Origin of the sequence: Glycomyces sp. NPDC049804, from assembly GCF_040674615.1 — a bacterium.
Classification (GTDB): Bacteria; Actinomycetota; Actinomycetes; order Mycobacteriales; family Micromonosporaceae; genus Glycomyces; species Glycomyces niveus.
Genome location: NZ_JBFAMQ010000001.1, coordinates 406,739 through 419,104, shown reverse-complemented (window position 1 = coordinate 419,104; position 12,366 = coordinate 406,739). Strand labels below are relative to the sequence as shown.

8 protein-coding genes are annotated in these 12,366 nt (G+C 71.3%); 7 read left to right on the top strand and 1 reads right to left on the bottom strand.

The window, feature by feature from the left end; genetic code table 11:
- Positions 1-8 precede the first annotated feature (8 nt).
- Together AB0K52_RS01930 and AB0K52_RS01925 are read left to right on the top strand one after the other, a co-directional pair.
- Positions 9-848: a hypothetical protein gene (locus AB0K52_RS01930; RefSeq protein WP_363524747.1), complete on the top strand. Its 840-nt coding sequence runs from the start codon at positions 9-11 to the stop codon at positions 846-848.
- Between the two features lie 265 nt (positions 849-1,113).
- Positions 1,114-3,786, top strand: a complete 2,673-nt coding sequence (locus tag AB0K52_RS01925) for a proline-rich domain-containing protein (protein WP_363524744.1) — start codon at positions 1,114-1,116, stop codon at positions 3,784-3,786.
- A gap of 218 nt (positions 3,787-4,004) precedes the next feature.
- Here the strand turns inward: AB0K52_RS01925 and dxs are convergent, their stop codons facing one another.
- A complete protein-coding gene (dxs, locus tag AB0K52_RS01920; protein WP_363525048.1) occupies positions 4,005-5,909 on the bottom strand; it encodes a 1-deoxy-D-xylulose-5-phosphate synthase in 1,905 nt (634 codons plus the stop codon).
- A gap of 318 nt (positions 5,910-6,227) precedes the next feature.
- On the opposite strand from dxs, the gene AB0K52_RS01915 reads away from it, so the two are divergent.
- From AB0K52_RS01915 to AB0K52_RS01895, 5 genes are all read left to right on the top strand, one after another.
- Positions 6,228-7,127, top strand: a complete 900-nt coding sequence (locus AB0K52_RS01915; protein WP_363524741.1) for a hypothetical protein — start codon at positions 6,228-6,230, stop codon at positions 7,125-7,127.
- A 280-nt stretch (positions 7,128-7,407) separates the two neighbouring features.
- Entirely contained in the window at positions 7,408-8,448 is a 1,041-nt protein-coding gene (locus AB0K52_RS01910) for a betaine/proline/choline family ABC transporter ATP-binding protein (protein ID WP_363524739.1), read from the top strand.
- A complete protein-coding gene (locus tag AB0K52_RS01905) occupies positions 8,445-9,344 on the top strand; it encodes an ABC transporter permease subunit (protein WP_363524736.1) in 900 nt (299 codons plus the stop codon). Before AB0K52_RS01910 ends, AB0K52_RS01905 begins: the two co-directional genes overlap by 4 nt.
- A 55-nt stretch (positions 9,345-9,399) precedes the next feature.
- Entirely contained in the window at positions 9,400-10,311 is a 912-nt protein-coding gene (locus AB0K52_RS01900) for a glycine betaine ABC transporter substrate-binding protein (protein ID WP_363524734.1), read from the top strand.
- Positions 10,312-10,644: 333 nt separating this feature from the next.
- Positions 10,645-12,321 carry an RICIN domain-containing protein gene (locus AB0K52_RS01895; RefSeq protein ID WP_363524731.1) on the top strand — a complete coding sequence of 559 codons (1,677 nt, stop codon included), beginning with the start codon at positions 10,645-10,647 and terminating at the stop codon, positions 12,319-12,321.
- Positions 12,322-12,366: the final 45 nt, after the last annotated feature.

The window sequence follows — 12,366 nt, the reverse complement described above, 5'->3', positions numbered from 1 at the left end:
GTTGCCCAGTGCAAATTCGCAAGATCATCGAAGGCGTGACCGGTTCGGTCCGGAGCGCCGCGGCCGGAATGTCCGAGCGGTCGAGCAGATTCTTCACCGGCAGCGAGGGCGAGCACCACCGCGTCCGCCGCCTCGCCGTCGTCGGCACCGCGGCAGCCGTCTTCACCGTCTCCGGCGCCACCGCAGCATGGGCCATCAGCAACAGCGGCGAGCAGGTGCCCGTCACCGAGATCGCCGCCGAAGCCCCCGCCGGGACGACCGAGGCCCCCGTCGCCACCAAGGCCCCCGCGACCACCAAATCCCCCGCCATCAAGGAACCGGTCCCCGAGGCGACCACCGAAGAGGCCCCCGCCGAGGAGCCGGCCGCGCCGGAGCCCGAGAAGGAGCCCACCGGGCCCGTCGACATCGAGGTCGGCGACCTCGACGACGAGCAGGAGGCCAACGCGGTCACCATCATCGAGACCGGCAAGGAGCTCGGCTTCGACGAGCAGGGCTGGGCCGTCGCCCTCGCCACCGCGATGCAGGAGGCGAAGCTCTACAACGCCGCCTCCGAGGCCGTCCCGGAGAGCTTCGACTACACCGACTCCGAGGTCACCTACTCCGACCACGACTCGGTCGGCCTGTTCCAGCAGCGCACCTCCATGGGCTGGGGCTCCATCGAAGAGCTGATGGACCCCGCGACCTCCGCGAGCAAGTTCTACAACACCCTCGCCGACGTCGACGGCTGGCAGAGCATGTCGATCGCCTCGGCCGCCCAGGCCGTGCAGGTCTCGGCCTTCCCGGACTACTACGCCCAGTGGGAGGGCCTGGCCTACGACATCATCGACGCTTACAACAGCGCCAGCTGATGGAGCGGCACTAGCACTTTTCCCTCCTCCCGATGGAACGGGGTCCCGCTGCTGCGAGCGGGGCCCCGTTCCTCTGTCCGTCCCCGCCCGAAGGCCCCGCGTCCGCGACACGGGGCCTTCGGTCGTCTCCGAGTGATCCGTTTAGAGGATTCCTGAAAGAATGACCTCGGATGCGGGGCCAGAATGCAATGCCCGTTGTGGCGGTCCTACAAAACGCGTCCGTTTTGCCCTGAACCGAAGTTGACAGGACTTGCACACTGTGCACATGAACACGTACAACTGCCCCCGCTGCGGCAGCCCTTCCACGGCCGACCGGTGCCCGGTCTGCGGCCGCGGACCCGAGCCGCTGCTCGCGCGGCTCGGGGAGCTCGACGCGGTCCTGGCGGCGATGCCCGTGACCCTCAAGAGCCGCGCGGCCGTCGAGGCCGAGCGCGTCGACGTGCTGCAAGGGCTCACGCAGGTCGCCGCCCGCCACCTCGCCGAAGCCGAACGCCAGGCCGCCCAGTCGCCCGCCCCCGCCGTCCCGAGCCCGGCGCCGCAGACGCCGGACGGGCCGGTCACCGGCCCGTTGGCCCCGCCCGTCACGGGGCCGCAGGCCGGTCCCGTCACGCCGGCGGGCGGCGCCCCGCGGGTGGCGCCGTCGACACCGCTGCCGCCCTACCCGGTGCTCCCGCAGGGACCGGCCGCGCACACGCCGCCCGCCGGGGCGTTCCCGCCCGCCCGCGAACGCGGCGAGGTCCGCTCCAAGACCGTCCAGACCGTGCTCCTCAGCCTCGGCGGGCTCCTCGTGGCCGCCGCGCTCATCATCTTCACCGCCGTCGCCTGGCGGAACATGGGCAACAGCGGACGCGCCGCCGTCCTCGGCGGCGTCACACTGCTGCTCCTCGCCGTCCCCTTCGCGCTCAAGCGCTACCGCCTGTGGGCGACCGCCGAGACCTTCGCGGCCCTCGCCTCCCTGGCGCTCTGGTGCACCACGCTCGCCGGGTACTACCTCTACCGGCCGCCCGGCGCCGACTTCGGCCCCGAGACGGTGGGGGCATGGACGGCCGGAGTGCTCGTGGTGCTCACCGCCTACCGCGCCGCCGCGCGCCTGACGGCGACCAGCTGGGCCATGCTGCCGCTCGCGCTCATCGGCGCCTCGTACGCCGCCGCCGGGAGCATCGGCACGGCCGTCGTCCTCATGCTCGCCATCGCCGCCACCCTCGGAGCGGCCTCCTGGATCACCGGGAAGCAGCCCGGCCATTACGCGAAGTCGGACCTGTGGGCCGGGCGGCTCCTCACCTGCGCCGCCGTCATCGCCGCCTGCTCCGCGGGGCTGCGCGCGGCCTTCGGCGTCGCCGACCCCGTGGTCCCGGCGATCGCGGCCGCCGTCGCGGCCCTGGCCGCCGCCAACCTCGTCGGCGTCTACCTCGCCCGCCGCCTCGGCGTCACCCTCAACACCATGCTCATCGCCGGATCGGCCGCCGCCTCGCTCGTCCTGTGCGCGTGGGTCCTCGCGGCCCGGTCCGGCTCGCCCGAGCTCGTCATCCCGTCGCTCGCGCTCTTCGCCGCCGGCTTCCTCCCGTTCGTCACACCCGAGTCCCGCCGGAGCGCATGGGCGTTCAGCACGGCCGTGACCGCCGGGCTCGCCGCGGTGGCCGTGTTCGCCACCGTCGCCTTCGACGCCCCCGACCTGAGCGCGTACTTCGCGGCGTTCCTCGCCGCCCGCCTGCTCGCCCCCGTGCTCGCCGAACCGCTCGGCAGCGCGTTCCGCTCCGCGTCGCTCGTCGTCGGCACCGGCACCGCCCTGGTCACCTCGCTGGTGGCCCTCGGCGGCCTCGGCTACCTGTTCTGGGGCAGCGACTTCGGCTGGCCGCTGTACGACGCCGAAGTCCCGATCGTGCTGGTGGCCTTCGCGTTCGCCACCGTGCTCCTGCCGCGCCGGTTCAGGGTCGACGCGATCGCGCTCGCCTTGACGTTCGCGGTCGAGTCCGCCGCGATCCTCTGGTGGGACCAGGACCCGGCCCGCTTCGACGCGGTGCCGACCGTCGCCCTCATGGTGTGCGGCGCGATCGGCCTGGCCGCGGCCCTGTTCTCGCGCACGCTCACCGGCCGGTGCTCCGGCTGGGTCGCCGTCGCCGTGTGGGCGCCGCTCGCCGGCGCGGCCGCGGACGCCAGCGACACGCTCGACCCCGGCGACGGCTGGATTCCGCTGTGGCTCACCGTCACCGCCGCCTCGATGCTCGTCATCGCCGTCGGCGCCCCGCGCCGCAGCCGCCCCGACCGGGTGCTCGCGGCGGTCCTCGCCCACGTGCTCGGCGGGACCAGCGCGGTGCTCGGCTGGTTCGGCGAGATCTTCGACTGGACCTCGGACGCCCACGGCGAGCTCATCCCCGCCGCGCAGTTCGGGATCTACGCGCTCGCCCTCGCCGGGGCGGCGATCATGGCCCCGGTCCGCAAGTGGGGCTATGTGATCGCGTCCCTGTGCACCGGCACGCTCGGCTGGTGGTCGATGCTCATCGCGCTCGAGGTCGGCACGCTCGAGTTCTACACCGCCCCGCCCGCCGCGGTCCTGTTCCTCATCGGACTGTGGCGGCTCGAGCGGCGGCCCGAGACGGGATCGTGGTCGACGCTCGCACTGCCGATCCTCGTCGGCATCGCGCCGAGCCTGATCACGGCGATCGAAGGGGGCGAAGAGGTCCGGCGCGTCGGCGTCGGCGCCGCCGCGATCGCGGTCATCATCGCCGGGCTCGCGCGGCGGTGGCAGGCGCCGCTGGTGCTCGGCTCGATCGCCTTGGCGGTCATGACGATCAATGAGCTGACGCTGCTGGGCGGCCGCATCCCGGTGTGGATCCCGCCCGCCATCGGCGGCGCCATCCTCATCACCGTGGGCGCCACCTTCGAACGCCGCCGCCGCGACCTGCGCCGCATCCGCGACTCCTTGAAGGCGATGCGGTAAGAGGCGAGTGAAAAGCGGCCGGTCCTGCGGGACCGGCCGCTTCGCGCGTCTACCGTCCCCAACCCCCCACCCGCCGCTGGAGGGGAGAAGACTGTAGCGGCCATCGTCCCGCCCGGGTACGACAAGAACCGGTCCCGGCGGCCGGATTGTCACCCGAACGAGTGAAACGCGCCGGGGGCGCGGCACTCCGCCGCGACCAGGACCGGCCGCTTCGGGTCTCAGTGGTGGTGGTGGGCTTCGGCTTCGCCGCGACGGTGGACTTCGGCGGCGAGACGTTCGGCGATCGCCTCCGGGGTGAGGCCGAGATCGGCGAGGAGCTGGGCGCGGGTGCCATGGGGGTGCCAGCCGCGTTCGACGGCGAAGTCCACCAGCGGGGTCTCGTCGCCGGAGTCGCGCAGGGACTGCGCGAGCGCGTCGCCGAAGCCGCCGGTGCGGATGCCGTCCTCGAGCGTCGCCACCAGCGGGTACTGCCCAGCGAGCTTCACAAGCGCGTCAGGGACCGGCGAGATCCAGCGCGGGTCGACGACTGTGGCCCGGATGCCCTGCTCCGCAAGGAGAGCGGCGGCCGCGACCGCGGTCGCGGCGAACGAGCCGCAGGCGACGATGAGCAGTTCGTCGTCCTCGTGCTTGACGAGCACGTCGAGTCCTTCGTGGACATCGACCGCCTCGATGTCGGCCTCCGGGATGGCCCCGGTCGGGAAGCGCAGCATCGTCGGGCCGTCGTCGACCGAGAGCGCCTCGGCCAGCTCCTCGCGCAGCGACGCGGCGTCGCGCGGCGCCGCGATGCGCAGGCCCGGCACCACCCGGAAGATCGAGGTGTCCCAGATGCCGTAGTGGCTCGGCCCGTCGGGGCCGGTGATCCCGGCGCGGTCGAGCACGAACGTGACCGGCAGCCTGTGCATGGCGACGTCGAGGACCGTCTGGTCGAACGCGCGGTTCATGAACGTGGAGTAGACCGCCACGACCGGGTGCATGCCGTTCATCGCCAGGCCCGCAGCCGAAGTGACCGCGTGCTGCTCGGCGATGCCGACGTCGAAGACCCGCTCGGGATGGCGCTTCATGAGCTTGTCGACCCCGGTCGGGCCGGGCATCGCGGCGGTGATGGCCACGACCTCGGGCCGCAGGTTCGCCTGCGCCACCAGCTCGTCGGCGAACACGCCGGTCCAGCGGCGCTTCGAGGCGGCGATCGGCTCGCCCGTGATGGGGTCGAAAGCGGCGGAAGGGGCGTGCATCTGCTCGGCCTCGTCGGCGCGGGCGGGGGCCCAGCCGTGGCCCTTCTCGGTGAGGGCGTGGACGATCACGGGGCCGCCGAAGCGCTTCGCGCGGTCCAGGGCCTCGCTGAGCTCGGCGATGTTGTGGCCGTCGACGGGGCCGACGTACTTGATGCCGAGGTCCGAGAACATGCCCTGCGGGGCGAGGGCGTCCTTGAGGCCGGTCTTGGCGGCGTGCAGGCCCTGGTAGGCGGCGCGGCCGAAGACGGGGATGCGCTCGACGAGCTCCTGGATCTTCTTGAGCGCGGGCTCGTAGCCGGGGTTGAGGCGCAGGCCGGAGAGGCGCTTGGCGAGGCCGCCGACGGTGGGCGCGTACGAGCGGCCGTTGTCGTTGACGACGATGACGAGCTTGAGGTCGTCGCGGGCCGCGATGTTGTTCAGGGCCTCCCAGCACATGCCGCCGGTGAGCGCGCCGTCGCCGACGAGGGCCACGACGTGCCGGTCGGATCCGCTGAGCGCGTGGGCCTTCGCGAGGCCGTCGGCGTAGGAGAGGGCCGTGGAGGCGTGCGAGTTCTCGACGAGGTCGTGCGGGGACTCGGCCTGGCTGGGGTAGCCGGTGAGGCCGCCGCGCCCGCGCAGGCCGCCGAACTGGGAGGCGCGGCCGGTCAGCGCCTTGTGGACGTACGACTGGTGCCCGGTGTCGTACACGATCTGGTCGTGCGGGGAGTCGAAGACCCGGTGGATGGCCATGGTCAGCTCGACGACGCCGAGGTTGGGGCCGATGTGGCCGCCGGTCCTGGCGACGGCGCCGACGAGGAATTCGCGGATCTCCTCGGCGAGCCGGGGGAGCTCGTCCTCGTCCAGCGACTTGAAATCGGCCAGCCTGCCGATGCCGGACAGCAGCGGGCCCATCTCGGGTTCGTCGTGCGGGTTCATAAGGGGGAAGTCTATCGGTGGCACCGTGCGGGCGGTAGCTGCGCGAGTGCGCTGGGATGTGCCTCATGGGCCCGCGCCGGGCGTGATCCGCGCGGCACGGCACGCGAAGCGATGTCACGGTTCGCTCAATCGGCGGCGACGCCGCCGGCGGCGTCCGAGGCCCGGTGGGATCCGTCGTGATTTCATCCGGACGGGGGACGCAGGCGCTTTCTGTCGGATAGCTGTCACTCACCGAAAAGGACACGCCGTGCGAAAAGCCGGGCCGGTCCGTGATCGAAATGTGATCATCCCAACATGGACCTCATCGACCTGCACCAGAACACGGAATGGCCCGCGCGCCTCGACCAGGTGTTGAGCTCCAACCCGGTGGACTGGGCCGGCCGGCGCCAGAGCGTCCAGTCCGCCGCCCCGCCCGGACTGGCGCGGCTCCAGCGCATGTCGGCCGTGCCGCGCTTCGACCTCGACGCGGTCGCCCCGGACGTCTACGAAAGCATCCTGGAGGATGCCCTCATCGCGGCCGCGCGCGGCGGCGCGGCCTACACCGAGCTGCGGTTGCCGCAGGAGTCGGTGGTCTACCCGCAGTTCATGGAGCGGTTCACGGCGGCCTGCGAGCGGGTCGCCGCGGCGCACCCGGGGTTCGAGGCCGGCGCGGTGCTGAGCATGAACCTGTGGGACCCGATGCTGCGGGAGCTGTGCGACGCGTTCGCGGACGCGGCGGCGGCGGGCCTGGCGGGCATCGAGATCATCTACGTTCCCTATGCGGCCGAAGCGGACTGGACGCGGGGCCGGATCGTGGCCGAGGCGGCGGGGGCGGCAGGCCTGGGCGTGACGGTCCCGGCGGGGGCGTTCAACGCCTCGAACCTGGCGCAGCTCGCCGAGATCGAGCAGATCGGCCGGATCGGGCACGCCGTGGGCGCGGCGAGCGACCCGGGGATCATGCGGCTGCTGGCCGACCGCGGCGTGACCGTCGAGGTGTGCCTGACCTCGGCCGTGGTCCTGGGCATGGTCGCGAAGCTCGAGGACCACCCGCTCCCCCGGTTCCTGGAGGCGGGCATGGCGGTCGTGCTGGGCACCGACTCGCCGATGCGGATGGGCACCGACATCGCGGGCGAGTACGACAAGGCGCGGGCGCTGGGTCTGAGCGAGACGGACCTGGCGGTCATGACGGCGCGGGCGAGGGCGGCGCGGCTCTGACACGGGCCCCGCCCATCGGCCCGAACGGTCACGGTTAGGCCTCAGTTTGGTCACCCGATGGTGTCAATTCTTCAGAACGTCAGATTGTCGACAATCAAACCAGCCTTCATTAGACATACCATGTCAAGGCGATGAGCTGCGAAAACGTCGCGCTCGCACGTCTCGTGTTGACCTTCTCACGCATTGCTCGGGTTGAAAAAGCACAGGTGTTGACTAGTGTTTCACCGGTTCCCCCGCCCCACCCGCCCGGCGGCACAGCCCCCTGCTGCGAAAGGACGAGATGTCAGCGATAGCAGTCGATTCCCTGTACAAGGTCTTCGGCAAAGGCGCCCGAAGCGCCGTCGCCCAGCTGAAGAGCGGCACCCCGCGCGACCAGCTGGCCAAGCACGTGACGGCCGCGGTGATCGACCACAACTGGTCGATCGAGCCCGGCGAGATCTTCGTCGTCATGGGCCTCTCCGGTTCCGGCAAGTCGACGCTCATCCGGATGCTCAACGGGCTCATCAAGCCCACGTCCGGCACGATCCGCATCGGCGGCGTCGAGCTCGGTTCGCTCTCCAACCGGGAGCTGCGCCGCCTGCGCCGCGAGAAGATCAGCATGGTCTTCCAGCACTTCGCGCTGCTGCCCCACCGCAGCGTCGTCGAGAATGTCGCGTTCGGCCTGGAGATCAAGGGCCTCAGCAAGACCGAGCGGCTGGAGCGCGCAAGGGAGGCCGTCGAGCTCGTGGGCCTGACCGGCCACGAGGACAAGCTCCCCGCCCAGCTCTCCGGCGGCATGAGGCAGCGGGTCGGCCTGGCCCGCGCGCTCGCGGCCGACACCGAGATCCTGCTCATGGACGAGGCCTTCAGCGCCCTGGACCCGCTCATCCGCCAGGAGATGCAGGACCAGCTGCTCGACCTGCAGTCGAAGCTCGGCAAGACCATCGTCTTCATCACCCACGACCTCAACGAGGCCATGCGGATCGGCGACCGGATCGCCATCTGCGACGGCCAGGTGAAGCAGCTGGGCACCGCCGAGGACATCCTCCTGCGCCCGGCCGACGAGTACGTCGCCGAGTTCACCGCCGACGTCGACCGCACCCGCGTGCTCACCGCCGAGGCCGTCATGGAGCCGTGCGCGGGCCGCGACACCAGCGAGTTCCCGCAGGTCGAATCGGACGTTCCCGTGACCGAGCTCTACCAGCCGGTCCTGAACTCCAAGGCCCCCTTGCTGGTCGTGGACGACAACGCCGACCCGCTCGGGGTCGTCACGCCCCGGTCCATCATCAAGTCGCTGTCGCACCCCGCCGGCGACACGGCAGAGGAGCGCCAGCCCGCATGATCGAATACCTCCGCAACTGGTTCTGGACCTACGTCTGGAAGCCCCTGCCCGACATGCCGTTCGGCGACTGGATGGAGTCGTTCATCCGCTGGGCGCGGGACGCGTGGGCCGCCGGGTTCGACGCCGTCGACACCGGGCTCGAGTTCCTCTACGCGCACCTCGCCGACGGACTGCTCTGGCTTCCTTCGGGGGTCATGGTGCTGCTGTTCGCCGCGGCCGCGTGGGCCGCGAAGGGCTGGAAGCTCGGCGTCGGCATCGGCCTGGGCATGTTCGTCGTCGCGTGGACCCCGTACTGGGAGCAGACGATGCAGACGCTCTCGATGGTCCTCGTCTCGGCCGCGATCGCGATCCTCCTGGCGGTGCCGCTGGGCGTCGCCGCGGCCGAGAGCAGGGCGTTCTCGGCGATCGCGCGGCCGGTGCTCGACTTCATGCAGACGCTGCCGGCGTTCGTGTACCTCATCCCGGTCGTGATGCTGTTCAGCGTGGGCGTGGTCCCCGGGATCATCGCCACGATCATCTTCGCCATGCCGCCGGGCGTGCGCCTCACCGAACTCGGCCTGCGCCAAGTGGACTCCGAGGTCGTCGAGGCTGGGCAGGCGTTCGGCGCCTCGCCCGCGCGCATCCTCGCGCGCATCAAGCTGCCGCTCGCGCTGCCCACGATCATGGCCGGGCTCAACCAGGTCATCATGCTCGCACTGTCCATGGTGGTCATCGCGGGCCTGGTGGGCGGCGGAGGCCTCGGCTCGGTCATCTCCGGGTCCCTGGGCCGCTTGGACATCGCCGCCGGGTTCAACGCCGGACTCGCCGTCGTGCTCCTGGCGATCCTGCTCGACCGCGTGACGCAGGGCCTGTCCGAGCGCACGCCGGTGGCGCGGGCCGCGAAGCTCGCCCGCTAGTCCCCCGAACACCCCGCACACCAGGCGCACGCCCCCGCGCCGGAGAGAAGGAATCATGCAACGACGTTCGATCATCAAGGGCGCCATGGCCACCGGCGTCGCGACACCGCTGGTGCTCGCGGGCTGCTCGGTGGAAGAGGAGCCCGGCGACGCCGCGGCCGAAGGCGTCGACTTCGGCCTGGCGAAGGGCGAGGGCGAGATCAAGATCGGCTACATCAACTGGGACGAGGCGGTCGTCGCCACCGAGCTGTGGCGCCAGGCGCTCACGGCCTCGGGGTACACCGTCACCGCCCAGGAGTTCACCGAGGTCGGCCCGTTGTTCGAGGGACTGTCCTCGGGCGACCTCGACGTGTTCCTCGACGGCTGGCTGCCGATCACGCACCAGACCTACATGGCGACCTACGGGGACCGGCTCGAGCAGCTTGGCGCCTGGAACGAGAACGCGGCGCTCACCGTCGCCGTTCCCGCCTATGTGGACGTCGAGTCGCTGGCCGACCTCAACGCGAACGCGGACCTGTTCGGCGGCCGGATCGTCGGCATCGAGGCCAGCGCGGGCCTGACCGAGGCGGTGCAGAACAGCGCCGTCCCGACGTACGGCATCACCGACCTGACGTTGGAGACCTCGTCGACGACGGCGATGCTCACCGAGCTCGACAGCGCGATCGCGGCCGAGGAGCCGATCGTGGTGACGCTGTGGCAGCCGCACTGGGCGTATGCGAAGTACGACTTGAAGAACCTGGCCGACCCGGAGGTGACGCTGGGCGAGGCCGAGACGATCAACACGTTGGCGCGCCTGGGGTTCAGCGAGGAGTTCAAGGACGTGGCGGAGGCGCTGGGCACGTTCGCGATGAGCGACGAGCAGCTGGCGGACCTGGAGAACGCGGTGTTCTCGGAGCACGGCGGCGACGTTCAGGCGGGCGTGACGGCCTGGCTGGGGAAGAACGAGTTCTCGGCACTGGTCGCTTAGGCGGCCCCGCGGACCGCGCAGAGCGGGAGTGGCGCCGGGGCCGTGCCCCGCGGCAGGAACGAGGACTCGCCGACCTCCAGCGCCGCTCTCGCCCGCGCGTGCGGGTCGCCGTCCCCACAGGCGGCGGCCCGGGCCGGGCCGGCGAGCGACAGGCGTGGCTCGCCGGCCGGGCCCGAAGTGCGGTCCGGGTTCCGGCTCGACTTCGTCCGTTCATATTGAAATACGTTTATATTTCGTTTAACATGGCGTACGGCACCCGATTCCCCGGCCCGGATGCCGCAGGCAGCGGTGGCATTCCCCGGCATCGCGCACCGCATGGCGCATTGGAGCACCATGTCGTCCACATCCGTTGACAACCCGGCCCCGACCGGCCCTTCACTCCCCCGCCGGCGCCTCTTCCAGGGCGCAGCGGCCGCGGGCGGCTTCGCCGCCTTCGGCACCGCCGCGGTCGCGCGGGCCCAGACCGACGTCGGCGTCCAGGCCGTGCATCCCGGGATGCTGCACACCCAGGCCGACATCGACCGCATGTACGCGCGGGTCAGCGCCGACCAGGAGCCGTGGCGCAGCGGCTGGGAGCGGCTCATCGCCAACGGCCACGCCCAGTCCACGTGGACCGCCCGGCCCACCGCCACCATCATCCGCGGCGGCGACGGCCAGAACTACCCGCAGCTCTACAACGACATCCACGCCGCGTACCAGAACGCGCTGCGCTGGCGCGTCTCCGGCGACACGGCCCACCGCGACAAGGCCGTCCAGATCCTCAACGCCTGGTCATCCACATTGGAGGTCGTAACCGGCAACGCCGACCGGTTCCTGGCGGCCGGGATCTACGGGTACCAGTTCTGCTGCGCCGCCGACCTCGTGCGCGGCGCGCCCGGATTCGACCTGGGCGCGTTCCAGGACATGATGACGAGCGTCTTCCTGCCCATGAACGAGCACTTCCTCGCCGACCACAACGACGCCTGCATCACCAACTACTGGGCGAACTGGGACCTGTGCAACATGTGCAGCATCCTGTCGATCGGCATCGTCTGCGACGACGGCGCGCTCATCGACCGGGCCGTCGACTACTTCTGGAACGGCGAGGGCAACGGCTCGATCCACAACGCGATCCCGTTCGTGCACAGCGGGTTCCTCGCGCAGTGGCAGGAGTCCGGGCGCGACCAGGGGCACTCGATCATGGGCATCGGGCTCATGTCGAGCTTCATGGAGATGGCCTGGAACCAGGGCATCGACCTCTACTCGGCCCGCGACCTCGCGTTCGCCAAGGCCGCCGAGTACGTGGCGCGCTACAACCTCGGCTACGACGACCTGCCGTTCACCAAGTACACCTGGGGCACCGGCCAGAGCTGCGCGTACAGCGAGCAGACCGCGATGGGCTCGGGCGGGCGCGGCCAGCTGCGGCCGGTGTGGGAGATGGTCTACCACCACTACAGCGTCAGGCGCGGGCTGCGGATGCCGAACGTCGCGCGCATGGCGGCCCTGGTGCGCGCCGAAGGCGGCGGCGGGGACTACGGCACCACCTCGGGCGGGTTCGACACCCTCGGGTTCGGCACGCTCGCCCACACCCGGCCGACCCCGGCGGTCGTCTCCGGCGGCGTGTACACGCTCATGGCCGAGCGATCCGGGAAGTGCCTCGACAACGGCTCGGTCACCACCGAGGGCGCCCAGGTGATGCAGTGGGCGGACAACGGCGGGAACTGGCAGCGGTGGCGGGTCACCGACGTCGGCAGCGGCTACCACAAGCTGGTGAACCTCCACTCCGGCAAGGCGCTCGACAACTGCTCGCTGACCGGCGACGGCGGCAAGGTCGTGCAGTGGACCGACAACGGGGGCGCGCCGCAGCGGTGGCGCATCACCGACGTGGGCGGCGGGGCCGTCAAGCTCGTGTGCCAGCACTCGGGCAAGGCCCTCGACAACGGCAACGGCGAGGCGAACGGCGGCCTCGGCATCCAATGGACCGACACCGGCGGGGTCCAGCAGCGCTGGAACCTGAAGCGGGTCGCCTAGGCGGGGACGGCGGGGGGCGGCACCGGCCCCCCGCCGTCCTCTCGG

Bases quoted from the DNA above. Each gene is read 5' to 3' on its own strand.
- AB0K52_RS01925 (WP_363524744.1), top strand. From the start codon at position 1,114: ATGAACACGTACAACTGCCCCCGCTGCGGCAGCCCTTCCACGGCCGAC.
- dxs (WP_363525048.1), bottom strand. From the start codon at position 5,909: ATGGGCCCGCTGCTGTCCGGCATCGGCAGGCTGGCCGATTTCAAGTCG.
- AB0K52_RS01915 (WP_363524741.1), top strand. From the start codon at position 6,228: ATGGACCTCATCGACCTGCACCAGAACACGGAATGGCCCGCGCGCCTC.
- AB0K52_RS01910 (WP_363524739.1), top strand. From the start codon at position 7,408: ATGTCAGCGATAGCAGTCGATTCCCTGTACAAGGTCTTCGGCAAAGGC.
- AB0K52_RS01905 (WP_363524736.1), top strand. From the start codon at position 8,445: ATGATCGAATACCTCCGCAACTGGTTCTGGACCTACGTCTGGAAGCCC.
- AB0K52_RS01900 (WP_363524734.1), top strand. From the start codon at position 9,400: ATGCAACGACGTTCGATCATCAAGGGCGCCATGGCCACCGGCGTCGCG.
- AB0K52_RS01895 (WP_363524731.1), top strand. From the start codon at position 10,645: ATGTCGTCCACATCCGTTGACAACCCGGCCCCGACCGGCCCTTCACTC.